Below are 25,413 nucleotides of genomic sequence, written 5' to 3'. Positions count from 1 at the left end.
AGCGAAGGTTGGGAGCCCGGTAGGCGCTATCGGGCGAGGGGCCCGGCCTGAGCGAAGCGAAGGTTGGGAGCCCGGTAGGCGCTAATCGTTGTGTGGCTGGCGGTAGGCGCGATTGGGAGCAGCCCGTGCTCACCGGTAGAGAGACGCAGACTCGGATGGCGTCGCGCTCCCCGTTCGCCGCATCGGCCCGGGGAGCAGAAGGACAACGGCGGCGAAGGCGAGCATAACGGACTGAGCGGCAAACAACTCCGGTGCCATTCCAGCGGAGGGCGGTTGGTAGATATCGAAGAGCGTAGCCAGCGTCAGGGACTGGGTCCCTATGAGGTATGCGGTAAGCACCAGCATTGCCGAGGTAAGACTACGCACAATCCGATGCAGGGTTACGGCACGCAGCAGTCGGTCCTGGGCTGTGTCCGCATGCAACGACTTTGGTCGAGTCAAGCACGCCCACGCGGCGATTATCCCCAGCAGAACAAGCACGACGACGGCCGCAAAGCTGGGCACCAGCTCACCACCGGCACCGGGCGCCGCCAGGACAAGGAGGATGACGCTGTATAGCGCTGCTGCGATTGAGAGCACAAGGGCAGTCAGCAGCCATACGGGCACGGAACCCCATGAGGAAACATACGCTCTGGAACCCGGCGCATGATTGCGCCGGATCACCAGTTCGACCCCGAGCTGAACCATGAGGAACATGGAGTATCCACTTGCGATCAACACAAGCAGTGCGGTCCCCGGAGGCATCACGAACATCGCCACAGCAGTTGGAATGCCGATCAGGAGCAGCAACGCGAAGCCTATGCGTCGACCGGCATCGCTGATCTGGAGTGCCCGTGCGTACGTGCCCGCTGCTGCAGTCGGAAGCGTAGCTGGAGCGGCCAATTCGCGGTGAAGTAGCGGGGGTTTCCACAGAATGACAGCAATAAGGAGAGCCATGCAGAAGAACATGATTGGGTCTCCCAGACTGCCCCAGATCGACGGGGTGCCGATCTGGTGCAACTGGTCGGTGGGGAGCCCATTGCGGGAATAAGCAGAGGTGGCTGAAATAATGCCGGCCAGGGCGAGGGTCGTTGTCCGGAATAGCCGATTGAGGCTGATTCTTCGCACTTGCATGTCGTCTTCAACCACTAAACCCATGAAAGGGCGGCGGCCGATGACGGCCAAGGCAGCAACGGTCACGCTCAATCCGAGCACGAGGAGTGTTGCGCCAAGCACGATCGCGAACTGCGCACCCGGCACGCGTGCTGCAAAGGTCATGCTGATTGTCCCGGTGTAGTTGGTGCCTCCTGGTACACCGGGGAGGAAGGCTGCCGCACCAACCAAACAGGCGGTTGGCAGGCCAACCCCGACGGTCAACGAAAGAAGTTTCCATGGCATCAGTGTCCGCGCCCGGTCGACGAGCCGGACGCTCTTCCAATCGCAAGCTCCCGCCCGCCGCCAACTGAACTGCGCAAGAACGTAGACAGCGCCGAGGGCAATCAACGGAACCGTGACATCAACGAGGACAGCAATCAACCCGTGCCGGTCCGTGAATGTGGACGCAGCGGAACTGAAGTCTGGGCCTAGGCGGTCGTACTTTTCCGTATTGCCGCACCCACTGGCGAACAGCGCGATGAGGGCGGTCCACATACCGTGGCGACGTACGGCGCGAAGAGCGTCCTCCGAGGTGCCGGGCTTATACGCGTTGAAGCGAAGCAGGCCGTAGGCGACTGCGGCACCCAGACCGAGCGTCCACAGCGCCGATGCGGTCAGATCCATTTTGTCCCCCAGGGAATGTTTCGGTGCAAGTTCAGCGAGAGTCAGTCGTCATAGGCACGGAACTGCTCGACCGAAACAACTTGGCCGTGGTTCTTGCTGCTCACATGGCAGATGATCGCCTCGCCCGGTGCAAGGTACGGGTCAGTGGTGGGTAGCAGATTGGCTAGCTCCAGGCTCATGTGCTTCCGCAATACGTCGAGCGCAAGGGGGAGCACCGGACGGTGGGTGCACACGGCCACCGGCACCCGCTTGTCGAACAGCTTCTCGATCACGCCCTTGGCCTTGCCCGGTTTCCGGGCGGCGTTGTGCTCGGTGATCGCGTCTACAAGCTTCAGCTTCGGGTCAGCCCGCTTCACATACGGCATGACGGTCTGGACACAGCGATCCCAGGGGCTGCTCACCACTCGTTCCGGTGCCCATGCCTGAATCAACCTGCTCACGGCCACTGCCTGCCGTCGGCCGGAAGCGGCCAGCGGCCGTTCGCCTTCAGCACGCGTCCACGATGAGCGCGGCTTCGCCTTCGCATGTCGCACCAGAATGAGTGGCCAGGAAGCCAGGTTCTGTTCCTGGAAAGCCGCAACGAGCGCCTGGACGGGCTCACGGTCGGACGGATTGGTCAACAGCTCAAGTGCACGCTCGGGGCAGCACCACAGGAATTTGTCCACCTCCTTGCCGTCCGGCTTCACCTTCACGCCTTCGGTGCGGGCAGCCCAGTAATGCACGACCTTGAGTCCGGACGCCACCTGGTATTCGATTGAGGGCAGCGGTATGCCGAGCTTGATGTCGATACCGACCTCTTCACGGACCTCGCGCACCGCACACTCCGGCGTAGTCTCACCTGGATCGATCTTGCCCTTCGGCAGCGACCAGTCCTTATACCTCGGCCGGTGGATAAGGAGGACTTCCAGCTTCCCCTGTTCCTTGCGCCAACACACTGCACCGGCGGCGACGACGGCGACCTGCTGGGTGGTCGCCTGCCCCAACACGCCTGTATCGGGTGGTGTCTTCACCGGCGCGCGGGTTGCAGACGGCTGCGGGAGCGTGAGGCAAGGAGCCAGGACTGCACGTCACTCAGGGGGGCGCCGTCGTCGTCCTTGTGGTGGCGAATCCATTCGCCATCACTGCCCAGGTGCCAGCTGGCTGTCTCCGGATCCAGGTAGCGGTCCATGAGCGAGAGCAGATATGCGATGTGCTCGGGAGCCGAGAGCTGGACCAACGCCTCGACCCGACGGTCCAGATTGCGGTGCATCATGTCCGCAGAACCGATAAACACCGCCGGATCACCTCTGTTGGCGAAGGCAAAGACACGGGAATGTTCAAGGAACCGGCCCAGCACAGACCGCACGGTGATGTTTTCGCTCAGCCCGGGCACACCCGGCCGCACGGAGCAGATCCCGCGCACAATCACGTCGACGCGGACGCCGGCCTGGGAGGCGCGGTACAGCGCATCAATGAGCGCCTCGTCGACGATCGAGTTGACCTTGATGGTCACCCGCGCGTCCATCCCGGCCTGGGAGTTGATGATTTCCTGCTCAATGCGCTCAATCAGCCCCGAACGCACGGACCGTGGAGCAACGAGCAGTCGTTCAAAGGTGGACTTGGGTGCGTAGCCGGAGAGCTGGTTGAACAGCCGGGAGAGGTCCTCGCCAACCTGGTCGTTTGCAGTCAGCAGGCCCAGGTCCTCGTAGTAGCGGGCAGTCCTCGGGTGGTAGTTCCCGGTCCCGATGTGGCAGTAGCGGCGAAGCCCGTCAATCTCCTGGCGCACCACGAGGGAAAGCTTGCAGTGTGTCTTCAGGCCGACAATCCCGTACACCACGTGGACACCGGCCTGCTCCAGCTTCCGGGCCCACGAGATGTTGGCCTGCTCATCGAACCTCGCCTTGATCTCGACGAGCGCGAGAACCTGCTTGCCGGATTCAGCGGCGTCGATCAGCGCATCCACGATGGGGGAGTCCCCGGAGGTCCGGTACAGGGTCTGCTTGATCGCCTGCACCTTCGGGTCCACGGCGGCCTGCTCAAGGAATGCCTGCACGGACGTGGAGAACGAATCGTACGGGTGATGCAGCAGGATGTCCCGGCGCCGCATGGCAGCGAAGACGTTTGCCGCCTTGGACGTTTCGCTCTCGTTGAGGTCGCGGCTGGTGTGCGCGACGTGTTTCGGGAAGTGCAGGTCGCCGCGGTCGATGCGCGAGATGACGCTGAGTCCACGCAGGTCCAGCGGGCCCGGGAGATCGTAGACTTCGGCCTCATCCACACCGAGCTCGCGTGACAACAGGGCGCGGATGCTCGGGTTGATGTCGGTAGTGACCTCAAGCCGGACGGGCGGGCCGAACCGCCTTCGCAGCAGCTCCTTTTCAAGTGCCTGAAGGAGGTTTTCGGCGTCGTCCTCCTCCACTTCCAGGTCCTCGTTGCGGGTTACGCGGAAGGTGTGGTGCTCCAGCACTTCCATGCCCGGAAACAGCTGGTCGAGGTGGACGGCGATGACGTCTTCCAGCGGTATGAAGCGGGCGGTCCGGCCCGCTACGTTCCCGGCACGCGGTCCGTCAACCGAGACCAGCCGGGGCAGCTGATCGGGCACCTTGACGCGCGCGAACAGTTCCTTCTCACTCACGGGATTGCGTACCACGACGGCGAGGTTCAGTGAGAGCCCCGAGATATACGGGAACGGGTGCGCCGGATCGACCGCGAGCGGTGTCAGGATGGGAAACACTTTCTCGGCGAAGAGCTTGTTGAGCTCGGTCTTCGCCGCGCTGTCCAACTGGTCCCAGGTGGTCAGGTGAATGTTCTCGCCAGCCAGCGCGTGCCGGATGGAGTCGGCGAAGATCGCTGCGTGGCGGCGCTGCAGTTCGAGTCCCTCGGTCATGATCGTCTCAAGTTGCTCAATGGGGCTCAGCCCGGCAGCCGACGGGACAGCCAACCCGGTGGCGATTCGGCGTTTCAGCCCGGCAACGCGGACCATGAAGAATTCGTCGAGGTTGGAGGCGAAGATCGAGAGGAAGTTGACCCGTTCCAGCAGCACCAGATCAGGGTCCTCGGCGAGATCCAGCACCCGCGCGTTGAAGTCCAGCCAGCTGATCTCCCGGTCCAGGAACCGGTCCGGCGAGATCTCACCCGCGGGCAGCAGGCTGGGCGCGAACTCCGGTATGTCGATACGGTCCTGGGTTGCCCGGGCGGGAGCCACTTCCGAGGACCCATACCGTGCCGGTACCCGGGCGGCGGTTTCGGCTTCCATAGTGTCTCCTTTGTGGTTCTGACGTGCCCCGCAACCTGCCTCGACGGCAGCTAAGGGGCCCTCCTCAACCTTACAAGTTGCCGCCCGCAATACCCGGTGCGTACATTACGTCGACGTCCCACCGGGTGAACCCCAGCGAACGGTAGAGCGCGATGGCCGCGGTGTTGTCGGCGTCGACATAGAGCATGATGGCCTGGAGCCCCAACGAATGCAGGTGTTCGATCCCGGCAATCGTCAGCGCCTTCCCCAGCCCCATTCCTTGTGCCTCGGGCGTCACACCAACCACGTAAACCTCGCCGATGGCGGGGTGCTTGCCGCTGCGCGGGTGTACCTTCGTCCAGTGAAATCCGAGCAGGCGGTCATCCGATTCACGGACGGCGAGAATCAGCCCGGCCGGATCGAACCAGTCCTCCGCCATGCGGGCCTGCAAGTCTTCCAGGGTGGTGGAACCCTGCTCGGGGTGATGGGCAAACGCGGCGGCGTTGGCTTCAAGCCACGCCTGCTCGTCCCTGCCCGGCTCGAACGTGCGTAGGAGCACGCCGGCAGGTACGACGACGTCGGGCACCGCTGCTTCCAGCGCCGCCCTGGTCTGGCGCATGCGCCAGAGCTCCCGTACCGGGGTGAAGCCGGCATGGGCGGCGAGTTCGACGGCGGCGGCGTGGTTTCCGTGGGACCAGGCACGAAGTTCGGGCAGCCTGTGCTCCTTCAACGCCTGCACGAGACTGGCGCCCACACCCTGGTTGCGGTAGGTGGGCCGCACTACAAGTTCCAGGACTCCCGGTTCCCTGTCTGCCCGCGGAAAACTGACGACGGCGACGCCCGCAAGCTCTTCGTCGTCGTTCGTCCCGCCGTCGCTGGCGTAGGTGGCGAGGACCAGAAGGCCGTCGGGATGCTGCCGGGCGGTCCGCAGGTTGACGAGTGTCTGTTCGGACAGGGGCGGATTGCCGTCCGCGTCTTCTGCGGCCCGGGCCAGGCCGATGATGTCCTCCAGCACGCCGTCCTGCGGTGCGCCGTCGATGGTCAGTATGGGCCAGGTGGATCCTTGCGCTGCGCTCATGGATTCAGCCTAGTGGCCCGTGAGTGTTGAGATAATCGCTGAAACAGCCAAGCTTTCGGCGATTATCTACGCACTCAACAGGGGTGAACGGCGGCACTGTGAGGATTTTTGGTCTGAGTGCTCGGCTGGGGTAGGCTTTTTGAGCGCTCTTCGGGAGCGTTGAGGGGGATGCGCCAGTGGGGCGCCCTCGATACGTTCGACCCGTATGTCCTCCACTTAGCCGGTTCCCTTTCCGCCCAGCGGGAGGGAACCGTTTCGTTTAAGCCTGCTGACTGACTCCGGAGTCCTCCGGCTGCCGGGACAGCGTGAACCTGTAGCCAACGTTCCGCACTGTTCCGATCAGCTGCTCGTGGTCAGCTCCAAGCTTGGCCCTCAGCCTCCGAACATGGACATCGACCGTGCGGGTGCCGCCGTAATAGTCGTACCCCCATACCTCATGGAGCAGTTGGTCACGGGTGAAAACCCGCCCGGGGTGCTGGGCGAGGTACTTCAGCAACTCGAATTCCTTGTAGGTGAGGTTCATCGGCTCACCGCCTACCCGCGCGGTGTAACTCGCCTCATCGATGAAAACGCCGGAGGCGTGGATCTCGCTGCTGACCTCCTCCGCCGCGCTATTGGCCTTGGCGATCACCAGGCGCAGGCGCGCCTCCACCTCGGCCGGGCCGGCGGAGTCCAGGACGACGTCGTCGGCGAGCCAGTTCGCGGCGACCGCAGCCATCCCACCCTCGGTGAGTACGAGCATGAGAGGTGCGCTGAGCCCGGTTGCGCGCAGGAGCTGCGTGAGGGAACGGGCACCCACCAGGTCTTTTCGGGCGTCGATGATGACGACGTCGCAGGGCTCGGTTTCCAGGAGTGCCGTGGGTTCGGCGGGCAGGATGTGAACCTTGTGGCTGAGAAGCTCAAGCGCCGGAAGGACGTCCACGGAGGAGCCCGGGCTGTTGGTCAGCATCAGGATGTGCGGCATATGTCCTCCAGAAATTTGGGACGCGCATCATCGGGCGGGCGCTACGGAACCGAATGCCGACAACAGTGTGCTGGGGCGGCCGGCGAGCGGGTTCCGTCCATTATACCGGGTGTGATTCTCCGCACGCCGTAACGTTTCGTCCACAACCCCTTTTCGCCCGGCGCGCGACGGTAAGGCAGTATTGCAGGAGTGAGGATGTTGATGGCGGGAATCGTGGCGGCGGCAGCGCTTGCCGCTCTCGTGACAGCCGCCTACATCTCGCCCGAGGCGAGCGCCGCCGTCGTCGGCGTCTTGATCCTCATCGCGGCCATCGGCTGGCCGTACGTTCTCGGCGTCCCTGCCCGCAAGAGCCAGTCCGCGGTGATCGCGCTGAGCGCGCTGGCTGCCTCCGCCACTGCCTATGTTGCCCCTGACGGCAGCGCGCTGGCGTGGTTGCCCGTTGCCCTTGCACTGGGTCTCGGCGCGGTTTTCCTGATCCAGCTCATCCGGGGCACGGGCCAGAGCCATCGTCTCGAATCAACGCTTGGAGCAAGCGCCGGCCTGTTCATGATCGCACTCGGGGCCGGCTGGATCGCCGCGGAGGGGCTCGCCGTGAACGAGGGTTCCTCAGGCGTCACCCTTGTGACCGGCATCAGTGTCCTGATGGCGATTGCAACTGCCATGCTCCCGTGGCCGGACCGCATAGTCGGTCCGCTCGGCGTTGTGCTTGCGGCGCTCGCGGGCCCGCTTGCCGCACTCATCTTCACCGATGTGGAAGGCCTTGCCGCAGGTATCATCGGCGCGGTCTGCGGAGCGGTGGTCATGGCCGCACGGCGGCTTTTGATCACCCGTGACGCGCCGCTGAACGTGGCCGCAATTCTCTCTGTCGGGGTTGCGCCCATCCTGGCCCTTGGATCTCTCGTCTACTTCCTGGACAGGCTGCTGCTCAGCTGACACATGGGGCAGCTGAGCAGTTGCGGCGCGTTAGGATGGAGCCATGTCGATTCTTGCGCTGGAAATCTTCTTCATTTCGCTGCTGGTCATTGCGGGGCTGGGAATGGCCGGCTTCGCGGCGCTGGTCATCACGCGCCTGTACAAGGGCCAGAAGTAACGCACGCTGATTCATGTCGTTTGAGATCCCCACGGACCTGACCCCCGAACTCGTACCGCTGTCCTGGTTGCTGGGCACCTGGGAAGGATCCGGCAGGCTCGGTGAAGGCAACGCCGATTCGGAGCACTTTTTCCAGCGGGCCAGTTTCACCCAGCACGGTCTGCCGTATGTGCAGTACACGGCTGAGAGCTGGCTGACCGATGAAGAGGGAAACACCCTGCGCCCGTTGTCGGTCGAGACCGGATTCTGGGCGCTGGACCGGAAACTGAACGACGCCGACGTCGGCCCCGGTCTTTCCCCCGCAGACATTGTTCCTGCGCTCAAGAGTGCCGATGAAGTGGAACAGTTCCGCAATCAGGAGGGCGGCTTCGACATCACGGCGACCATCGTCCACCCCGGCGGCATCGCCGAGCTGTACTACGGCAGTATCAAGGGACCGCAGATCCAGCTCACCACGGACCTCGTGATGCGGGGGCAGCATTCAAAGGATTATTCGGCGGCAACCCGCCTGTTCGGCCTGGTCAACGGGGACCTCTTCTGGCGCTGGGACGTCGCCGCAGAGGGCAGTTCGCTGGAGCCGCACGCCTCGGCGATCCTGAAGAAAACCGCCTGAACACGGCAACGCAGCCGCACAGCGGTTCACCCTCCGTTGGAATAGCGCCGCCTCAAAGGAACGTTGGTACCCATATGAGCTATTCGAGTCCGCTCCTTTCCATGCCCGGAGCAGTGGAGTCAGGCGCGCCCGATTCCGGCGTGGCCGCCCACTACGGAGACCCTCTCAGGGAACAGCGGGCGCTGGCACGCGGTGAAGCGGTGGTGGATCTCTCCCATCGCGGCGTCGTGACGGTGTCCGGTCCGGACCGGTTGAGCTGGCTCAACACGCTCTCCTCCCAAATGCTGCTCAACCTGCAGCCGGGGGAGTCCACCGAAACCCTCCTGCTCACCGTTCAGGGCCGCATCGAGTTCAGCCCCCGCATACTCGACGACGGCGAAACCGCCTGGCTGCTGACGGAGGAATGGGAAGCTGCTCCTCTCGCTGACTGGCTGAACCGGATGAAGTTCATGCTGCGCGTGGAAGTGACGGATGCCTCGGACCAGTGGGCCGCCGTCGGCGCGGTGAAACCCGTTGAGCGATTCGAGGACCGCGTCACCTGGATCGACCCCTGGCCGAGTATCAGCGTGGGGGGTTACGCCTACAGCGTCGTCGCGGAGCCGGCGCACCCCGGCACCGACCGCCCCTGGTTCGAATACCTCGTGCCGCGTGCAGAGCTTGCCGATGCTGTGCAGGGTATTCCGCTGGCTGGCATCATGGCGTCCGAGGCATTGCGTATTGCGGCCTGGCGCCCACGGCTCGGCGTCGAAACGGACGAGCGGACCATCCCCCATGAACTTGACCTCCTGCGCACGGCGGTCCACCTGTCCAAGGGTTGCTACAAGGGTCAGGAAACCATCGCCCGCGTCCACAATCTGGGACACCCGCCGCGCCGCCTGGTGTTCCTGCAGCTGGATGGGAGCCAACACACCATGCCTGCGGCGGGCAGCGCCGTCGTCGTCGGCGGCCGGACCGTGGGGACGCTGACCTCGGCCGCCCAGCACTACGAGATGGGTGCAGTGGGTCTTGCCGTCATCAAGCGCAGCGTCGACGCCGGAGCCGTACTGGAGGTTCTCGACGGGGAAGAACGGTACGCCGCAGCACAGGAAATCATCGTGGCTCCGGATGCCGGCCAGGTAGTGGGCCGTACCAAGGGGTTCCTCAAGGGCGCGCGACCATGACCGGGCAGGGAGCAGAAAACCAGGCTGCCGAGCAGGCGATCGCGCTTGCGCACCGGCTGATGGACGCAGCCCGCGAAGGGAATGGCGCCACACTGCGCAAGTACCTCGACGCCGGTGTTCCCGCCACACTGACCAACGCGGCGGGGGACAGCCTGCTGATGCTCGCCGCGTATAACGGGCACGCCTCAGTGGTGGAAGACCTGCTTGCCCGCGGCGCAGGTGCCAACACGGCGAACGACCGCGGCCAGACACCCCTGGCGGGTGCTGTCTTCAAGGGTTACAGCGACGTCATCCGGGTGCTTGTGGACGCTGGAGCCGATCCTGACGCCGGCACACCATCGGCGCGCGAAGCCGCGACGATGTTCGGAAGGTCGGAGCTGCTCGAACTGTTCAGCCGGTGACAGGCTCAAGCGACACGCTCGTCTGACTTCCTGCCAATTCGAAGCCTGCGCCCAGCGCCGTGTGCTGCGATGCCACATTGTCCGCCCTGGCACGCCACTGCGGCACAAGCCCGGAGGCCATTGCCTCTTCCACGGCGACCGATGCCGCGAACTGCGCCAGGCCGCGCCGTCGTTCTTCAGGGGCCGTAATTACACCCACATGCGCGAGGATGCCCGCCCAGACGTCATAACCGGCCCCGGCCAGTGGAACTGGCGGGTCGCGGTCATCGTCCATCAGGATGCAGTTGTGCTCCATGGCGCTCAATCCGACTTCCGCGACGTCGTCGGGCGGGCAGAGCCGTTCCAGGGCGACGCTGTGTTCGGGATCGCTGCTGACCGGCGGCCCATCTTCGGCGAAGGTCGGCAACGCGTCGCAGAAGTAGAGGTGAGCCTCGCCGAGCGCGCGTCCGCCGTGCGGGCGGCTCAGCGAGAGCAGCGTCGAATGGCGTGCGAGTTCAACGCCGGTGATCCCGTGCGCCGCCTCCACCGCCCAGGACGGTCCAACGAGGGCTTCCTGTCCGAAGAGCGAAACGAACGTGAGCACCGAGGCACTGTTGTCCTCGCGGTAGATGCGGTCCCCACCCTGTGCCATCGCGCCGTCGTCGAGCTTCAACAGGCGCGACCACGCGAGCTGGATGATCGAAACGGTGCCGGGTTCCAAATCCATACCGGCAAGGTTAGCTGACGAGGGAAGTCAGCCGAACAGTATGGCGGCCTCGTCATAGCGGTGCTGAGGTACACGTTTCAGGTTCCCGAGGGCCGCCTCGAATCCGACGTGGGCAATCTCCGTGCCGTGCAAAGACACCATGGTGCCCCAGAGCCCGTCCACTACGGAATCGACGGCGGCCATCCCCAGGCGGGTGGCGAGCACCCGGTCGAAGGCCGAGGGGACGCCGCCGCGCTGGATGTGGCCGAGGATCGTGGCGCGCGTCTCGATCCCGGTGCGTGCTTCGATCTCCGGGGCGAGCTGATCGGCAATTCCGCCCAACCGCGGCCGGCCGAAAGTATCGAGGCCGCGCTCGGAGTGGGCCTGCTCGAGGTGGGCGGGAACAAAGCCCTCTGCCACCACAACGAGGGGCGCGCGCCCGCGGTCACGGGCGTCGGTAACCCACTCGCACATCTGCTCGATGGATGTCTGCTGCTCGGGGATGAGGATGGCGTGGGCGCCGGAGGCCATCCCGGCGTGCAGGGCAATCCAGCCGACATGCCGGCCCATGACTTCGGCGACCATGCAGCGGCTGTGCGACTCACCGGTGGTCCTCAGGCGATCAATCGCCTCAGTGGCGATCTGCACGGCGGTGTCGAAGCCGAAGGTGTAATCAGTCGCGTCGAGGTCGTTGTCGACTGTCTTCGGCACGCCCACAATCTTCAGTCCGGCATCAGTCAGGCGCTTCGCTGCGGCGAGTGTACCCTCTCCGCCGATGGCGATCATCGCATCGATACCCAACCGCTGAAGGGTCTCCTTGATGGCCTCGGGGCCGCCGTTCCCATCGAAGGGGTTGGTGCGGGAAGTACCGAGGATGGTGCCGCCCTGCTTGGAAATGCCGCGGACCGCGTGACGGGGAAGGTCAATGATGTCTCCCTCGACCACGCCCCTCCACCCGTCGCGGAACCCGACGAACTCGAGGTCATGGGACTTGATGCCATTCAGTACGGCGCCACGGATAACAGCGTTGAGGCCGGGGCAATCGCCGCCGCTGGTGAGGATGCCGATCTTCATAAAGGGGAGTTCCAATCAAGAGTGGACGGATGACTATGTCAGGCGCCTCCTTGAGCCCCGTATGATTCTAGACACACTCGCGGTTGCACGCTCAAAGATGTCTCCACCGGTCCGTGGCAGGAAGCAGGCCACGTTCCATGGCCAACACCACAGCGCGTGTGCGGTCATCGACGTCGAGCTTCGCGAAGATCCGAAGCAGGTGTGTCTTGACCGTTGTCTCTGCGATGAAAAGCTTCGCCGCAATTTCCGGGTTGCTGAGCCCCTGCGCCACCGCCTGCAGCACCTCGACCTCCCTGGGCGAAAGGGCAGGCAGTTCCGGTCCACGCAGCCGGGAGACCAGCTTCGCGGCAATCGGGGGAGCGAGCACCGTCTCACCGCGGGCCGCGGCCAGAACGGCACCAATGATGGTTTCCCCAGGGGTGTCCTTCAGGAGATAGCCCACAGCGCCGGACTCGACTGCCCGCATTATGTCCGTGTCGCCGTCGTACGTCGTCAGCACGAGGACCTTGACGGCGGGTGCGGCAGCAAGGATTTGGGCCGTTGCTCCGGCGCCGTCCAAATGCGGCATGCGCAGGTCCATGAGTACGACGTCGGGGGCACACTCCACGCTCGCGGACACCGCTTCCCTGCCGTCCCCGGCTTCGCCCACCACGAGCAGCCGCCCGTCCGTGCTCAGGAGTGCGCGCAGGCCCGCCCGCACGATGGGGTGGTCGTCAACGATGAGGACGCGAACCCTGACGGCGTCGTCGTTCACTGTGTTGGAGCCTCCTGTGTCGAAGCTTCCTGCCGAGGAGCTTGCTGCCCTGGAGCTTCGGGCTCGGCGGCCCCTTTAGCGAGCGGCACGGTCATGGTGAGCCGGGTCCCCTGCCCCGGAGCGGAGCGGACGTCGAGCGCCCCGGCAATCTCGGCCAGCCTCGCGCGCATGGAGTGCAGGCCATAACCACCCGGACTGTCCGCAACCGCAAAGCCCTCGCCGTTGTCGGAAACGGTAAGAACCAGGTCGCCGTCACGGGTCTGAAGAACCAGTTCAACCACGTCCGCACCGCTGTGGCGGCGGACATTGCTGAGAGCCTCCTGCGCACAGCGGAGCACGGCAATCTGCTGGGCGGACTCAAGCGGGGGCAAACTGTCCGGCAGCGTAAGGCGCACCTCACGGCCCTCCTGCACCGACGCTGCCCCGACGCGCCTCAGCGCACCGAGCAGGTCACCGCCCTGAAGCTGGGAAGGCCCGGCGGAGGCAATGAGCGCCCTCGCTTCCTGCAGGTTCTCCCGTGCCGTCGCGCCGATCGCAGTGAGGTCCGTTTCCAGATCCGTGGCCGGCGCTTCGGGTGATCTTCGGCGCAATCGCGCCTGGGCCGCTTCGGACAGCATGATGATCGAGGTGAATCCCTGTGCCAGGGTGTCGTGGATCTCGCGCGACATCCGTTCCCGCTCCGCCATGGCTCCCTGCTCCTGGTGCGCGTGGGCGAGCTCAGCGCGGGCGGCCTTGAGCTCAGCGATCAGCTGCCCACGGTCCTCGCTTTGGTCGATGATCTTGTAAATCCATAGGCCGAGCATGCTGGACGCCAGGAATGAGATCAGTGCCTGCAGCGCCACGCTTTGCAGGTTCTGCGGGTCGGTGCCGAACAGGCTGAGCTGCCCGAGCGCCACCACGGTGCACAGCACGGCGGTGGCAATCAGTCCGCCCCTGGGCGATCCGGAAAACATCCACACCTGCGGGAACGCGATGAAGAGCAGTACCGCGCCCGAGCCCGAGAGGAAGGCCAAAAGCCCCACAGTGGCGATGAGTAGCACCACGTACGCCCGCGGACGCCACGTTTCCAGATACTCCAGCCGGGCCAGGAACGGATAGGCGCCTGCCAGGACTGCAATGGCGATGAACATGGCCGCCCGGGTACTGCCGCCTTCAACGCTCAGCAGCACCACGAGCACCACAGATGCCAGGGCCGTGTAGAAGCCGATGTGCCACCAGCGCATACCTCTCAGCCACACCGAATCGTCGGGCAGCAGCGTCGGATTGCGGGCCGGTTCAACGGTCATGGGTTCACTGTACGACGGCGGCTGCGGGCAAGAGACTGCGCGGTCACTTCTGCGGCGGCCAGCGGAAGAACAGTCGCGCGAGGACCAACCCGGCCACGAGCCAGACGCCAATCACCACCGCGGCCATTCCCAGGTTCCAGGTCCCGCCGGGCTCTACCGTTTCCCAGCCGGCGGGCAGGAAAACAGAACGCATTCCACTGGCGGTCCAACGAAGCGGAGTGAGGTCCGCAATAGTGCGCAGCCAATCGGGGATCTGCGAGAAGGGAAAGTAGACGCCGGAGATGAAAGAGAGCAGCAGGGGTGGAACAGCGGACATGGTGGACGCTCCTTGCCCGGACTTCGCCAGGCAGGCAAACACGATTCCGACCGCTGACCAGGCTGCGGTCGAACCCAGGAGCAGCCACGCGAAGGTAAGCCACGCGCTCACTGTCGTTGGCAGCTCGACGCCGAACAGGAACCGCGCGCCGAGGAGGAGAAGCGCGCTCTGGGTCACGATCAGGAACGCGGTGACTCCGGTCTTGCCGAGGAAGTAGGACAGGCTGGGTAGCGGTGTCCCGGCCAACCGCTTGATGGATCCGTTGAACCGTTCGTCCGCCACATAGCCGCTGAGGTTCTGGAAACCGCTGAGGATGGTGCCCAGCGCAAGCATGCCCGGCAGGTAATACTCAGCGGGGGTCAGCAGCGACTCCGGCCTGGCTGGATCGCCCATGCTTGCATCGCTGCCGAAGACAGTGCTGAAGAGACCCATCATGATCAGCGGGAAGAACAGGGTGAAGACGAGCGACATGGGGTCCCGCGAAAACATCCTGGTTTCGAGCAGGGTCCGCCGCCAACCCAGCACCAGGGCGTTTGGTTTCCACGGAGTTGAAGTGCTGGGGCCGCGCGCGTCCTGAAGAGTGCTCATGATGTGGCTCCTGCTGTGTGGTCATGGCTGCGTTGCCCGGCGCTGGTTTCCTTGTGCTGCTTGAGCAGCTCGAGATAGATGTCTTCGAGGGTCGGTACGCGGACCTGCAGGTTTCGCGGTTCGCGGCGGCCGCCGTCGCTGAGCCGGTGCACCAGCTCTGCCGGCTGCTCCGTGACCTCCTCGCGGGCGATGCCCGGGTGGGCGCCGTCGTCGTCGTTCCAGGTCACCCGGGGCCGGCGAAGCTCAGGCCCCCCGAGCGAGTCGGGTGTACCCTCGGCAATCAGCTGGCCGTCGGTGATGATGCCCAGCCGGTCCGCTAACTGTTCCGCCTCGTCGAGGTAGTGGGTGGTCAGGACAATGGTGGTGCCTCCCGCGCGGAGTCCACGGATCAGTTCCCAGAAGGCGCGCCGTGCGTCAGGGTCGAACCCGGTGGTCGGCTCGTCGAGGAAGAGCAGTTCGGGGTTGCCGATGAGACCCATGGCAACGTCCAGCCTGCGCCGCTGGCCGCCCGAAAGGGTGCTGATGCGTTGGGAATCCTTGCCGTCCAATCCCACGGCGGTGATGAGTTCGTCCACGTCGCGGGGGCGGGGATAGTAGGCGGCGAGAGCCTGCAGCGACTCGGCCACGCGAAGCGCACCGGCGTCGGTTGCCTCCTGCAGGACAACGCCGATCCTCGCCCGAAAGGACGGCACAGCCTTGTACGGGGTGGTTCCGAGGACGCTGACCCGGCCGGATGTGGGTTTCCGGTGCCCCTCGAGAATCTCGATCGTGGTGCTCTTCCCGGCGCCGTTGGGGCCGAGCAGGGCGTAGGTTTCACCCGCCCGGACTGAGAAGCTCAAGCTGTTCACGGCGCGCAGTACGCCTGACTTGGCAGCGGGGTATTCCTTGGTGAGGCTGTCGACTTCGATCGGCAAGGCAGGGCCGCCCGCCTCGCCAGTATGCGGGGACGCGTTGAACGCGGTGGTTCTCATGACTCAAGCGTGCCGTCCCCGGGTGTGGTTGCGTAAGCGTATGTCGACTGAAAGGGCGTGTCCACCGGTTGGTGGACACGCCCTTTGCAGAGTCTTCGACGTACACGTCAGCGGCGATTCCCCACCAGTTGCTCGAGGGCGATGGTGCCGTCGGTCTTGGGCAGCAGGATCCACAGCACAATGTAGAGCGGGATTCCGATGAAGGGCAGCAGGAAGCTGAGCAGCACACCGAGCCGGACAAGGCCGACCCGCCAGCCGAGCTTCAGCGCGATACCGGAGGCAATGCCGCCGAACCACCCGCCGGGGGCACGCTTGATGGGTGAGGAGCGGAGGGCGTTGAAGAAGGAGTTCATGGGTCCATGCTTTCGTATTGGAGGTTGCTTGTCACGGGGTCTCGTTGCGGTCCGGGCTGTCTGTGGCTCCTACGACGACGGCGGCAGTGGCCGCGCGCGGTCCACTTTCCTCTCGCGGCGGGTCATCGACAGTACGCCGCCGACCACGAGGGCGAGGCCGGTGCCGATCAGCAGAGCCATCACCACCAGAACGGGGTCCAGCATGATGTCCGTGAGTGCGCCGGCAAGGATCAGGGCACCGACCACTATGGTGACCACACCCCAGATGATGGTTCCGGGACGTACCCGGGTGGCGCCGTCGTCGTGGTTGGTGGTGTGGATGGAGCTCATCGTTGCTGCCCGCTTTCGGTGTCTTCAAGTGCTGCTTCTGTGGTGGAAACCGTGACGTGGCTGACCACTCCGCGGACATCCAGGATGATGCGGGGGCCTTCGGCGCCCTCATCGATGTGGAGGGTGCCCGGCCGCCAGATTCCGCCGAGGGTAGTGGTGTCCGCCGCGGTTACGAGCTCAGTGGAGCTCAAGGCCACCATGGACCGGACATCCACGGGAACGTCCTCAGGCACCAGGATGCCCACGTTTCCCGCAGCAGCGTTGACCGGGATGATGACGTCCTCGGTGATGCCGTCGAGGTCCGTCAGGTCCAGCCGGCCCTGGCCGGCCACGACTGTGTACCCCTCTTCGGCCGGTTCGACGCTGCTGATTGACCACTGGCCTTGCGTTGCGAGCACCCAGTTGCCGGTTGACGGCACGGCAGCGGAGACGATGCTCGCTATGAGGCCCACCGCCGCGAGGAATCCAAGTACTCCGGAGGTTTGCCCGCGCATCCCCATCAGGACCACACCGAGCCCGATAACCACCACGCCTGTCGCCACGGCAACGGTGAAGCGGTCACCGCCCAGGGACAACAGCCCGAGGTAGTCGAGGGCGAGGACCAGGCCGGCGAGAAGTACGGCTCCACCGAGGAACACGGCGACATCGGCCCCGCTGGGCCCCGGCACTACCGGCTTCGGCGCCTTCTGTGGCTTGTTCACCGGCGGGGTGTACGGCCGGGGATGGAAGGTATGCGGCGCGTACTGTGCCGTCTGGTCCCTCGGTGTCTCCACGGTGAGCGGCATAGTGTGCGCCGTGTGCCCATCCGTCGGAACGGGTGTGCCTGCATCCGGGGCGCCGGCGTCTGCCTTCTTCCGGTTGGCCGAGTTGGAAATCCAGTAGACGATGAAGACAACTACGCCGATCCAGAACAGGCTCCAGATGAAGCCGCCGAATCCTCCTGTACTGCCGAAGAAGGGCACATTCGGACGCCACAGCCCCAGGATCGAAACAACCAGGGCCCCGGTCATTCCCGATGTCCAGCTGCCACGGGCAGCTGACTCGGCGTGGATCCGTCCGTCTGGTTCCGGCAGGAGCGCCCAGGCCAGACCGTATGCGAGCAGACCGATGCCGCCGAAAATCGCGAGTACGACGAAGAGCCCGCGCACCAGGATGGGGTCCAGGCCGGTGCGTGCAGCGATCCCGCTTGCCACACCGCCAATCCAGCGGTCCTGGCCGCGAACCACGTTCAGGCTCCGAAGCCAGCCGAAGAAGCCGCCTGCTCCGGCCGGACGGTTGGTCGCTGTGGGGGTCGGTTCAGTCGAAGGTGATTCACCGGACGCTGCCGATCGGTCTGCTGGTTCGTCCGGCGTCGAAGGAGGGTCCTGATGCGAGTTCATACATTCATCCTGCTGCCCGAAACCGGGACGGACCATCGGGGCTCACCCTGAACCTCCCCTGAGCGGTACCCGGATTCCCCTGATAAGCGGTTGCGCACGGCCCTGACCCCATCTAACTATGTTTCGATTGGTGCATGAGACTTGCGCTGATCCGCTCCGACGACGCCGTGATCGCCGGTGTCTGCGCAGGCCTGGCCGCCCATCTAGGGGTGTCCCTGCGTGCGGCACGTATCGGCATGGTTGCGCTCGCGCTGGTGGGCGGAGCGGGTCTGGTTCTCTATGGCTGGCTGTGGCTGCTTGTTCCGACAACTGAGGAACGACGGCGCGCGCAGTCCACGGCAGCTCAGCCGGCCGGGCTGCGGTTGGGTGCGCCCGCGCTCGCCGGCCCCGAGCCTGAGACGACCGGCGTCATACGTTCGCCGGGGCGCCGGGAGGTGATTATCGGCGTCGGGCTTCTGGTGGTGGCTGCCGCGTTCGTCGCCCAGCAGCTCGGTGTGAACATCCAATGGGGTTGGCTGGTACCGGTCGGTGCGGTGGCGCTGGGCGCGGTGCTCGCGTGGTCGCAGATTGATGAAGCCCGTCGGGCCAAGCTCATGGACCACGCGGGAGCCACCCGGGCAGACGGCCTCGCCCGGCTGGCGGCCGGTCTGGTCCTCGTCATGGTGGGCGTGCTGATCCTAGTCTCCGGTTCCCTCTCATGGCAGTTCTCCTGGCCGGTGCTGCTGGCGGCCGGTGCGGTACTCGGCGGCGTGGGTCTGGTGCTGGCTCCTTGGGCAGTGAAGTTCTGGAAGGATCTGGAGGCTGAGAGGGCAGGGCGTATCCGGGAAACTGAGCGCGCCGAGATTGCCGCGCACCTTCACGATTCGGTGCTGCAGACCCTCGCCCTCATCCAGAACCGGGCCGGATCGGAGCAGGACGTTGTGCGGTTGGCGCGGGCACAGGAACGGGAGTTGAGGCGCTGGCTTTATGCGGATGCCGCACGCCGAACCGGGAATCTTGCGGACAGCATCAAGGCCGCGGCGGCGGAAGTCGAGGAAGCCTACGGGCACCCCGTCGACGTCGTTTCAGTTGGTGACATGCCGATGTCCATGCGGCAGGAAGCTCTGGTCCAGGCCGCGCGGGAGGCGATGGTCAACGCAGCCAAGCACGCAGGCGGTGCCATCTCCGTCTATTTCGAGGCGAGCGGGGGCGTATCGCAGGTGTTCGTGCGGGACCGCGGGAACGGCTTCGACCTCGATGCCGTACCTGCCGACCGGCTGGGAATACGTGAATCCGTCATCAACAGGATGCAACGGCACGGAGGAACTGCAGGGATCCGCAGTTCAGAAACAGGAACGGAAGTGCAATTGACCATGCCGGAAGCCGAAGCAGGTGGGACACATGAGTGAGCCGGTGACCGTCGTCGTCGTCGATGACCACGCCATTTTCCGGTCGGGCCTCAAAGCGGACCTCGACGGACGGGTGCACGTGGTTGCCGAGGCCGCGACGGTGGAGGATGCGGTCACGGTGGTAACTCAACACCGGCCGCAGGTGGTCCTGCTGGATGTCCATCTGCCCGGCGGCAAGGGCGGCGGCGGCGCGGAGGTGATTGCCGGCTGCGGCGACGTCCGGGATTCCACACGGTTCCTGGCCCTCAGCGTCTCGGATTCGGCCGAGGACGTGGTTACCGTAATCCGTGCCGGCGCCCGTGGATACGTTACGAAGACCATCTCCGGAGCGGACATCTCGGATGCCGTCCTGCGGGTCGCTTCGGGAGACGCCGTCTTTTCTCCGCGCCTCGCGGGCTTCGTGCTGGATGCGTTCGGCACTGCGGCGGTCGCCGCCGTCGACAGTGAACTGGACCGCCTCTCGGCGCGCGAACTCGAAGTGATGCGGTTGATTGCGCGTGGATACAGCTACAAGGAGGTTGCCAAGGAGCTGTTCATCTCGATCAAGACCGTCGAAACGCACGTCTCAGCGGTGCTCCGGAAGCTCCAGCTCTCCTCAAGGCACGAGCTCACCCGGTGGGCTGCCGAGCGACGGCTTCTGTAAGAAACGTCCTAGCGTGCGGTGCCGAGGAACTGCTGAAGCCGGCCCACGCCCTCAGCAAGATCCGCGTCGCCCAGCGCGTAGGAGAGGCGGAGGAAGCCGCTGGGACCGAACGCCTCACCCGGCACGACAGCAACCTCTACGGTGTCGAGGATCAGCGCCGCAAGCTCAGCCGAAGTCAACGGTCGGGCCCCGGCAAGCTCGCGTCCCAACAGGTTGCGCACGTCCGCATATGCGTAGAACGCACCATGCGGCACGGGGCACTCAACGCCGTCGATCTCGTTAAGGCCGGAAATTATGGCACGACGACGGCGGTCGAAGGACTTCTTCATCTCATCCACTGCGGTCAACGGCCCGGACACAGCCGCCAACGCAGCCATCTGCGAAACGTTCGCGACGTTGGAAGTGGCGTGGGACTGCAGGTTCGTTGCCGCCTTCACAACATCCTGGGGGCCGATCATCCAGCCCACCCGCCATCCGGTCATTGCGTAGGTCTTGGCCACACCGTTCAGGATGACCACGCGGTCGCCGAGCGACGGCGCGGCAGTGGCGATCGAGGTGAAGGGTACGTCGTCGTACGTGAGGTGTTCGTAGATCTCGTCCGTGATGACCCAGAGACCTTTCTCCGCAGCCCAATCGCCGATCTCACGGACCTGTTCCGGTGGGTATACGGAGCCTGTCGGGTTCGAGGGGGAAACGAACAGAAGGACTTTCGTGCGGGGTGTGCGGGCTGCTTCGAGCTGGTCGACCGTGACGAGGTAGGACTGCTCCGGGCCGGCGAACACTTCAACAGGCACGCCGCCGGCCAGCCGGATGGCCTCGGGATAGGTGGTCCAGTACGGCGTGGGGACAAGAACCTCGTCTCCGGGATCCAGGAGCGTGGCAAAGGACTCATATACGGCCTGCTTGCCGCCGTTTGTCACGAGTACCTGGGACGGGTCAACCTGGTATCCGGAGTCGCGCAGGGTTTTCTCCGCGATTGCCTTGCGCAGTTCGGGGAGGCCGCCTGCGGGGGAGTAGCGGTGAAACCGTGGCTGCCTGGCGGCCTCGATAGCCGCCTGAACGATGTAGTCCGGCGTAGGGAAGTCGGGCTCTCCGGCACCGAAACCTATCACGGGCCGCCCTGCGGCTTTCAGCGCTTTGGCTTTCGCGTCGACGGCGAGCGTGGCGGACTCAGCGATCGAGGCGATTCGCTGGGACACACGCCCGGCGGCATGCTGGGTCAGGGCGTCGGCGGCAGTCATGGTCTTCCCGTCGGTCGGAGGATGAATTCCCCTCCAGCTTAGGGCTTCAGATGGAGTGAACGCCCGTCATGACGCACCGCCGTATCCCCTGCGTTGACCGGGACACGGTTGGATCCCTGAGTCGGATCCCGTCCGGTTCGACGTTGCGTTCCAGATTGCGTAGACTAATTCCTCGGTGTTGAAATCGCCATGCTGTTCTGTGCCTGCATTACGGGCACAGGTAGCGGCGGGAATCACTCCAAAGGGTAGTGGCGCAATTGGTAGCGCAGCGGTCTCCAAAACCGCAGGTTGCAGGTTCGAGTCCTGTCTGCCCTGCGCATCACCGTCATGGATGGCATGCGGCAGTGCGGCGTTGAACGCTCAGTGAGTCTTTGGTCAGTGCGGCCGGCTCAGATACCTAACAAGATTGATGAGGTTGAAGGTGACCGATACGGCTGCGAGCAGCTCCAAGGGAAGCCCCTCCGACAAGCAGGAACCCAAGCGCGGGTTCTTCGGCCGGATCATCCTTTTTGTCAGGCAGATCATTGCCGAACTGCGCAAGGTGGTTGTACCCACACGCAAAGAGCTGGTGCGGTTCACCATCACCGTCCTGGTGTTCGTGATCATCATGATGCTCATCGTGACCGGTCTGGACTACCTGTTCGGATCCGGCGCAGTGTGGCTCTTTGGCGGCGAAGGCTAGTTTCTGCCTCCAAGGGGCAGTATCGAGCAAGCACAGCAATCCAGAAAGCAGGCAGCTAGGTGTCCGAGCAAGAACTCGAACGACAGATCACAACCGACGAGGAAGATCTGGGTACCGAGGATGAGGTAACCACGGCAGGTGCACAGGACGCACCTGCCGATGCTGTTGCGCCCGAAGACAACGACGACGCCGCTGAATCTGACGCCGCTGAGCCCGAAGCTGCTGAGCCTGAAGTTGACCCTGTTGCTGATTTCAAGGCGAAGCTGCGTCGGCAGGATGGCGACTGGTATGTGATCCACTCCTACGCAGGTTATGAGAACCGCGTGAAGGCCAACCTGGAGACCCGTATCCAGACCCTGGACATGGAGGATTACATCTTCGAAATCCAGGTGCCCATGGAAGAAGTGGTGGAGATCAAGAACACCACGCGCAAGATTGTGAACCGGGTTCGGATTCCGGGGTATGTGCTTGTCCGCATGGATCTCACCGACGAATCGTGGGGTGCGGTGCGCCACACGCCGGGCGTCACCGGTTTTGTAGGAAACGCACACGATCCGGTGCCGTTGAGCCTGAATGAGGTTTTCTCCATGCTGGAGCACACCATCGTGAAGGCTGGGGCGGAGGCCGGCAAGCCGGCTCGGGCCCAGGCAACCCCGACCCTGGTCAACTTCGAGGTTGGCGAATCCGTGACGGTCAACGAGGGTCCGTTCGAGACCTTGCCGGCAACCATTTCGGAAATCAAGCCCGAGTCACAGCAGTTGGTTGTCCTCGTGTCGATCTTCGAGCGCGAGACGCCGGTGACCCTCTCCTTCAACCAGGTCACCAAAATCCAGTAAGCTTCGTCCTCGTCGGGTTCGCTTTGATCCGGCAGGACGGCCGGCCGCCACGCCATGGCGGTCAACAATCCACGGGACGCTCCTGTCACGTGGAACGAATGTAAGAAAAGGACCCTTTCATGGCCCCCAAGAAGAAGGTCACCGGCCTCATCAAGCTGCAGATCCAGGCAGGCGCCGCCAACCCGGCTCCTCCGATCGGTCCTGCACTTGGTCAGCACGGTGTCAACATCATGGAGTTCTGCAAGGCGTACAACGCCGCCACGGAATCCCAGCGCGGGAATGTCATTCCCGTCGAAATCACGGTGTACGAGGACCGCTCGTTCACCTTCATCACCAAGACTCCGCCGGCCGCAGAGTTGATCAAGAAGGCTGCGGGCGTCCAGAAGGGCTCGGCTACGCCGCACACCGTCAAGGTCGCCAAGCTGACCAAGGCTCAGGTTGAGGAAATCGCCACCATGAAGATGGAAGACCTCAACGCCAACGATGTTCAGGCTGCAGCCAAGATCATCGCAGGCACCGCCCGCTCCATGGGCATCACCGTCGACTAACGGTTGACAACACCAATCATCAAAAAAACACCGTGCCTCACCGGCCCGGATGTTTGTGGCAGGGCCGAGCGCGGTCCGCAGACCACAACTGCATAAGGAGAAAGAGCAGATGGCAAAGCGCAGCAAAGCATATGAGGCAGCTGCCGCCAAGATTGACGCGAACAAGCAGTACGCGCCGGTCGAGGCAGTAAAACTGGCGAAGGACACCAACCCTTCGTCATTCGATGCAACGGTTGAGGTGGCTTTCCGCCTCGGCGTTGACCCCCGCAAGGCGGACCAGATGGTGCGCGGCACCGTCAACCTGCCTCACGGTACCGGCAAGACGAAACGCGTCCTCGTGTTCGCAACCGGTGACAAGGCTGAAGCGGCAATTGCTGCCGGCGCCGATTTCGTCGGCTCCGATGACATGATCGAAAAGGTTGCCGGCGGTTGGGTCGATTTTGACGCCGCCGTTGCTACTCCCGATCTCATGGGCAAGGTCGGCCGCCTCGGCAAGGTTCTTGGCCCTCGCAACCTGATGCCGAACCCGAAGACCGGCACGGTAACCCCGGATGTCACCAAGGCTGTCAACGACATCAAGGGTGGAAAGATCGACTTCCGTGTCGACAAGCACTCCAACCTGCACTTCATCATCGGCAAGGTGTCCTTCGACGCGGTCAAGCTGGCTGAGAACTACGCGATCGCGCTGGAGGAAGTGCTTCGTCTGAAGCCGTCCGCTTCGAAGGGACGCTACATCCAGAAGGCGACCGTCAGCACCACCTTCGGACCGAGCATCTCCGTCGATCCCAACGTCACCAAGGTTCTGGCAGACGCGTAATTAGCGGATTTCCCAAAGGGCGGGTGCAGCTTTGGCTGCATCCGCCCTTTGTTTCTTTATGGCGAATCTGTAGTGATTGACAGTTCCCAATCAGTGCATCATCATGATGCTATGACCACTACCTCCGTCAGCATCCGGCGCTATGAGCTTCCGGAGTCTCTCCAGGTTCCTGAAGCGCGGCCGTTCATCGCTGCCTCAGACCTCAGCAACCTCGTCGAGCGCGAAATCTGGGGCAACGATGACCACAGTTTCACGGCCGAAACCCGGTTCGAGAACGCCCGCCCCAATGGCTACGAGGAGCGGGCAACCTTCCTCGCATTCGCGGGTGAGAGGGTTGTGGGAAAGGCCGTGGTCGATGTCCCGCTGACCGATAACCTGCGTACCTGCTACGCCTACGTGCTGGTACACCCGGAATCTCGGCGCGGGGGTATCGGCGCGTCTCTGTACGCGGCAGTCGAGGGCCATGCGCTGTCCATGGGCCGGAATACACTCATGGCCTGGACGGACCAGCGGGCGGGCTTTGACATGTCGAAGGATGTACTAGTCCCGGCCACAGGGGCGGGTTCCTTCCCCGCGCAGAGCCTTCCGGCGCTATTTGCAACGCACCTTGGTTACACGCTTGCGCAGGTGGACCGCGCAAGTGTCCTCCCGGCCCCCGGAAATGCACAGTTGAGGAACCTCGCTCTACAGGCGGCCAAGGCAGCGGGGCCGAATTACGCCATCGTCGACTGGATGGACAGATGCCCGGACGGGGTACTTGAGCAGTACGCCCAGTTGCGTAAAACCATGAGTACCGACGTCCCTATGGGTGAACTCAAGTGGGAAGTCGAATCCTGGGACGGCGCGCGGGTGCGCGAGGGGGAGGAGCGGTTGATGCGCGAAGGCGGTAGCAGCCTGGTGCGAGCCGTCCTCCACAAGCCCAGTGGCGATTTGGTTGGCCATACTGTCCTGGAGCGCAGGGCGGAAAAGCCGGACACCGTCTATCAGGAAGATACGCTGGTGCTTTCGCCGCACCGCGGACACCGCCTGGGTAGGTGGTTGAAAGCTGAGAACCTGATCGCCGTCGCTTCTGCGTGGCCCGAAGCCCGGCGCATCTTCACCTGGAACGCCGAGGAGAACGGCCATATGCTCGCCGTCAACGTGGAACTTGGCTTCGAGCCCGTGGGGTTTACCGCGGCGTGGCAGAAAGTGCTGAATGGGTAGCCGGGGTGCGATGACGGCGGGCGCCCGTCGTCGTCCGCTTTTGT

General features: G+C 64.2%; 26 protein-coding genes and 1 tRNA gene. 12 read left to right on the top strand and 15 right to left on the bottom strand.

What is annotated here, in order from left to right:
• Positions 1-129: 129 nt before the first annotated feature.
• From ACX80C_RS12995 to ACX80C_RS12975, 5 genes are all read right to left on the bottom strand, one after another.
• Positions 130-1,758, bottom strand: a complete 1,629-nt coding sequence (locus ACX80C_RS12995) for a hypothetical protein (protein WP_459326877.1) — start codon at positions 1,756-1,758, stop codon at positions 130-132.
• A gap of 41 nt (positions 1,759-1,799) precedes the next feature.
• Positions 1,800-2,768: an NUDIX hydrolase gene (locus tag ACX80C_RS12990; protein WP_459326876.1), complete on the bottom strand. Its 969-nt coding sequence runs from the start codon at positions 2,766-2,768 to the stop codon at positions 1,800-1,802.
• Positions 2,765-4,990, bottom strand: a complete 2,226-nt coding sequence (locus tag ACX80C_RS12985; protein ID WP_459326875.1) for an RNA degradosome polyphosphate kinase — start codon at positions 4,988-4,990, stop codon at positions 2,765-2,767. Before ACX80C_RS12985 ends, ACX80C_RS12990 begins: the two co-directional genes overlap by 4 nt.
• A 70-nt stretch (positions 4,991-5,060) precedes the next feature.
• On the bottom strand, positions 5,061-6,047 hold the full coding sequence (gene mshD, locus ACX80C_RS12980) for a mycothiol synthase (protein WP_459326874.1): 987 nt from the start codon (positions 6,045-6,047) through the stop codon (positions 5,061-5,063).
• Positions 6,048-6,306: 259 nt separating this feature from the next.
• A complete protein-coding gene (locus ACX80C_RS12975; protein ID WP_459326873.1) occupies positions 6,307-7,011 on the bottom strand; it encodes a winged helix-turn-helix transcriptional regulator in 705 nt (234 codons plus the stop codon).
• A 201-nt stretch (positions 7,012-7,212) separates the two neighbouring features.
• Here ACX80C_RS12975 and ACX80C_RS12970 point away from each other — a divergent pair, with 201 nt between their 5' ends.
• The 4 genes from ACX80C_RS12970 (at position 7,213) to ACX80C_RS12955 (ending at position 10,275) form a co-directional block, all read left to right on the top strand.
• Complete coding sequence (locus ACX80C_RS12970; RefSeq protein ID WP_167994245.1) at positions 7,213-7,944, top strand: hypothetical protein; 732 nt, start codon at positions 7,213-7,215, stop codon at positions 7,942-7,944.
• 170 nt (positions 7,945-8,114) lie between these two features.
• On the top strand, positions 8,115-8,714 hold the full coding sequence (locus ACX80C_RS12965; protein ID WP_459326872.1) for a heme-binding beta-barrel domain-containing protein: 600 nt from the start codon (positions 8,115-8,117) through the stop codon (positions 8,712-8,714).
• 74 nt (positions 8,715-8,788) lie between these two features.
• Positions 8,789-9,874, top strand: coding sequence for a CAF17-like 4Fe-4S cluster assembly/insertion protein YgfZ (gene ygfZ / locus ACX80C_RS12960; protein WP_459326871.1), 1,086 nt, complete (start codon positions 8,789-8,791; stop codon positions 9,872-9,874).
• Positions 9,871-10,275, top strand: a complete 405-nt coding sequence (locus ACX80C_RS12955; RefSeq protein ID WP_459326870.1) for an ankyrin repeat domain-containing protein — start codon at positions 9,871-9,873, stop codon at positions 10,273-10,275. Before ygfZ ends, ACX80C_RS12955 begins: the two co-directional genes overlap by 4 nt.
• Here the strand turns inward: ACX80C_RS12955 and ACX80C_RS12950 are convergent.
• The 9 genes from ACX80C_RS12950 to ACX80C_RS12910 form a co-directional block, all read right to left on the bottom strand.
• The gene (locus ACX80C_RS12950) at positions 10,265-10,981 is read right to left on the bottom strand and encodes a GNAT family N-acetyltransferase (protein WP_459326869.1); all 717 of its coding nucleotides are present in this window, start codon (positions 10,979-10,981) and stop codon (positions 10,265-10,267) included. The genes ACX80C_RS12955 and ACX80C_RS12950 overlap by 11 nt on opposite strands.
• 27 nt (positions 10,982-11,008) lie before the next feature.
• Positions 11,009-12,034, bottom strand: coding sequence for a 6-phosphofructokinase (locus ACX80C_RS12945; protein WP_459326868.1), 1,026 nt, complete (start codon positions 12,032-12,034; stop codon positions 11,009-11,011).
• A gap of 91 nt (positions 12,035-12,125) precedes the next feature.
• Positions 12,126-12,788, bottom strand: a complete 663-nt coding sequence (locus ACX80C_RS12940; RefSeq protein WP_459326867.1) for a response regulator — start codon at positions 12,786-12,788, stop codon at positions 12,126-12,128.
• Positions 12,785-14,074, bottom strand: coding sequence for a sensor histidine kinase (locus tag ACX80C_RS12935; RefSeq protein ID WP_459326866.1), 1,290 nt, complete (start codon positions 14,072-14,074; stop codon positions 12,785-12,787). Before ACX80C_RS12935 ends, ACX80C_RS12940 begins: the two co-directional genes overlap by 4 nt.
• A 43-nt stretch (positions 14,075-14,117) precedes the next feature.
• Positions 14,118-14,978 carry an ABC transporter permease gene (locus tag ACX80C_RS12930; RefSeq protein WP_459326865.1) on the bottom strand — a complete coding sequence of 287 codons (861 nt, stop codon included), beginning with the start codon at positions 14,976-14,978 and terminating at the stop codon, positions 14,118-14,120.
• Positions 14,975-15,949 carry an ABC transporter ATP-binding protein gene (locus ACX80C_RS12925; protein WP_459326864.1) on the bottom strand — a complete coding sequence of 325 codons (975 nt, stop codon included), beginning with the start codon at positions 15,947-15,949 and terminating at the stop codon, positions 14,975-14,977. The genes ACX80C_RS12930 and ACX80C_RS12925 overlap by 4 nt, the downstream gene beginning before the upstream one ends.
• A 107-nt stretch (positions 15,950-16,056) precedes the next feature.
• Complete coding sequence (locus tag ACX80C_RS12920) at positions 16,057-16,302, bottom strand: PspC domain-containing protein (RefSeq protein WP_459326863.1); 246 nt, start codon at positions 16,300-16,302, stop codon at positions 16,057-16,059.
• 69 nt (positions 16,303-16,371) lie between these two features.
• Positions 16,372-16,632 (bottom strand): hypothetical protein, encoded by a 261-nt coding sequence (locus ACX80C_RS12915; RefSeq protein WP_459326862.1) that lies wholly within the window; start codon positions 16,630-16,632, stop codon positions 16,372-16,374.
• The gene (locus ACX80C_RS12910; RefSeq protein WP_459326861.1) at positions 16,629-18,011 is read right to left on the bottom strand and encodes a PspC domain-containing protein; all 1,383 of its coding nucleotides are present in this window, start codon (positions 18,009-18,011) and stop codon (positions 16,629-16,631) included. The genes ACX80C_RS12915 and ACX80C_RS12910 overlap by 4 nt, the downstream gene beginning before the upstream one ends.
• Before the next feature lie 134 nt (positions 18,012-18,145).
• On the opposite strand from ACX80C_RS12910, the gene ACX80C_RS12905 reads away from it, so the two are divergent.
• Positions 18,146-19,399: an ATP-binding protein gene (locus ACX80C_RS12905; RefSeq protein WP_459326860.1), complete on the top strand. Its 1,254-nt coding sequence runs from the start codon at positions 18,146-18,148 to the stop codon at positions 19,397-19,399.
• Positions 19,392-20,042 carry a LuxR C-terminal-related transcriptional regulator gene (locus ACX80C_RS12900; RefSeq protein ID WP_459326859.1) on the top strand — a complete coding sequence of 217 codons (651 nt, stop codon included), beginning with the start codon at positions 19,392-19,394 and terminating at the stop codon, positions 20,040-20,042. The genes ACX80C_RS12905 and ACX80C_RS12900 overlap by 8 nt, the downstream gene beginning before the upstream one ends.
• Positions 20,043-20,050: 8 nt before the next feature.
• Here the strand turns inward: ACX80C_RS12900 and ACX80C_RS12895 are convergent, their stop codons facing one another.
• Positions 20,051-21,283: a pyridoxal phosphate-dependent aminotransferase gene (locus ACX80C_RS12895; RefSeq protein WP_459326858.1), complete on the bottom strand. Its 1,233-nt coding sequence runs from the start codon at positions 21,281-21,283 to the stop codon at positions 20,051-20,053.
• 242 nt (positions 21,284-21,525) lie between these two features.
• Between ACX80C_RS12895 and ACX80C_RS12890 the strand changes: the two genes are divergently transcribed.
• The 6 genes from ACX80C_RS12890 (at position 21,526) to ACX80C_RS12865 (ending at position 25,369) form a co-directional block, all read left to right on the top strand.
• Positions 21,526-21,598 (top strand) — tRNA-Trp (locus tag ACX80C_RS12890).
• 106 nt (positions 21,599-21,704) lie between these two features.
• Positions 21,705-21,965, top strand: a complete 261-nt coding sequence (gene secE, locus ACX80C_RS12885; protein WP_459326857.1) for a preprotein translocase subunit SecE — start codon at positions 21,705-21,707, stop codon at positions 21,963-21,965.
• Between the two features lie 59 nt (positions 21,966-22,024).
• Complete coding sequence (gene nusG, locus ACX80C_RS12880) at positions 22,025-22,801, top strand: transcription termination/antitermination protein NusG (RefSeq protein ID WP_459326856.1); 777 nt, start codon at positions 22,025-22,027, stop codon at positions 22,799-22,801.
• A gap of 119 nt (positions 22,802-22,920) precedes the next feature.
• Positions 22,921-23,349, top strand: a complete 429-nt coding sequence (gene rplK / locus ACX80C_RS12875; RefSeq protein WP_167994209.1) for a 50S ribosomal protein L11 — start codon at positions 22,921-22,923, stop codon at positions 23,347-23,349.
• 109 nt (positions 23,350-23,458) lie between these two features.
• Positions 23,459-24,166, top strand: a complete 708-nt coding sequence (gene rplA / locus ACX80C_RS12870; RefSeq protein WP_459326855.1) for a 50S ribosomal protein L1 — start codon at positions 23,459-23,461, stop codon at positions 24,164-24,166.
• A 111-nt stretch (positions 24,167-24,277) separates the two neighbouring features.
• Positions 24,278-25,369 carry a GNAT family N-acetyltransferase gene (locus ACX80C_RS12865; RefSeq protein ID WP_459326854.1) on the top strand — a complete coding sequence of 364 codons (1,092 nt, stop codon included), beginning with the start codon at positions 24,278-24,280 and terminating at the stop codon, positions 25,367-25,369.
• Positions 25,370-25,413: the final 44 nt, after the last annotated feature.

The organism is Arthrobacter tecti, assembly GCF_054511355.1.
Note: the sequence above shows the minus strand (reverse complement) of the source record. Positions and strands in the feature narration are given on the sequence as shown.

Excerpts from the sequence above, each read along its gene's own strand:
- ACX80C_RS12865 (WP_459326854.1), top strand. The coding sequence starts at position 24,278 with ATGACCACTACCTCCGTCAGCATCCGGCGCTATGAGCTTCCGGAGTCT.
- mshD (WP_459326874.1), bottom strand. The coding sequence starts at position 6,047 with ATGAGCGCAGCGCAAGGATCCACCTGGCCCATACTGACCATCGACGGC.
- ACX80C_RS12985 (WP_459326875.1), bottom strand. The coding sequence starts at position 4,990 with ATGGAAGCCGAAACCGCCGCCCGGGTACCGGCACGGTATGGGTCCTCG.
- ACX80C_RS12995 (WP_459326877.1), bottom strand. The coding sequence starts at position 1,758 with ATGGATCTGACCGCATCGGCGCTGTGGACGCTCGGTCTGGGTGCCGCA.
- rplA (WP_459326855.1), top strand. The coding sequence starts at position 23,459 with ATGGCAAAGCGCAGCAAAGCATATGAGGCAGCTGCCGCCAAGATTGAC.
- rplK (WP_167994209.1), top strand. The coding sequence starts at position 22,921 with ATGGCCCCCAAGAAGAAGGTCACCGGCCTCATCAAGCTGCAGATCCAG.
- ACX80C_RS12920 (WP_459326863.1), bottom strand. The coding sequence starts at position 16,302 with ATGAACTCCTTCTTCAACGCCCTCCGCTCCTCACCCATCAAGCGTGCC.
- ACX80C_RS12950 (WP_459326869.1), bottom strand. The coding sequence starts at position 10,981 with ATGGATTTGGAACCCGGCACCGTTTCGATCATCCAGCTCGCGTGGTCG.
- ACX80C_RS12925 (WP_459326864.1), bottom strand. The coding sequence starts at position 15,949 with ATGAGAACCACCGCGTTCAACGCGTCCCCGCATACTGGCGAGGCGGGC.
- ACX80C_RS12910 (WP_459326861.1), bottom strand. The coding sequence starts at position 18,011 with ATGAACTCGCATCAGGACCCTCCTTCGACGCCGGACGAACCAGCAGAC.
- ACX80C_RS12900 (WP_459326859.1), top strand. The coding sequence starts at position 19,392 with ATGAGTGAGCCGGTGACCGTCGTCGTCGTCGATGACCACGCCATTTTC.
- ACX80C_RS12915 (WP_459326862.1), bottom strand. The coding sequence starts at position 16,632 with ATGAGCTCCATCCACACCACCAACCACGACGACGGCGCCACCCGGGTA.
- ACX80C_RS12975 (WP_459326873.1), bottom strand. The coding sequence starts at position 7,011 with ATGCCGCACATCCTGATGCTGACCAACAGCCCGGGCTCCTCCGTGGAC.
- ACX80C_RS12945 (WP_459326868.1), bottom strand. The coding sequence starts at position 12,034 with ATGAAGATCGGCATCCTCACCAGCGGCGGCGATTGCCCCGGCCTCAAC.
- ACX80C_RS12970 (WP_167994245.1), top strand. The coding sequence starts at position 7,213 with ATGGCGGGAATCGTGGCGGCGGCAGCGCTTGCCGCTCTCGTGACAGCC.
- ACX80C_RS12955 (WP_459326870.1), top strand. The coding sequence starts at position 9,871 with ATGACCGGGCAGGGAGCAGAAAACCAGGCTGCCGAGCAGGCGATCGCG.
- ACX80C_RS12895 (WP_459326858.1), bottom strand. The coding sequence starts at position 21,283 with ATGACTGCCGCCGACGCCCTGACCCAGCATGCCGCCGGGCGTGTGTCC.
- ACX80C_RS12935 (WP_459326866.1), bottom strand. The coding sequence starts at position 14,074 with ATGACCGTTGAACCGGCCCGCAATCCGACGCTGCTGCCCGACGATTCG.
- ACX80C_RS12905 (WP_459326860.1), top strand. The coding sequence starts at position 18,146 with ATGAGACTTGCGCTGATCCGCTCCGACGACGCCGTGATCGCCGGTGTC.
- ACX80C_RS12930 (WP_459326865.1), bottom strand. The coding sequence starts at position 14,978 with ATGAGCACTCTTCAGGACGCGCGCGGCCCCAGCACTTCAACTCCGTGG.
- ACX80C_RS12965 (WP_459326872.1), top strand. The coding sequence starts at position 8,115 with ATGTCGTTTGAGATCCCCACGGACCTGACCCCCGAACTCGTACCGCTG.
- ygfZ (WP_459326871.1), top strand. The coding sequence starts at position 8,789 with ATGAGCTATTCGAGTCCGCTCCTTTCCATGCCCGGAGCAGTGGAGTCA.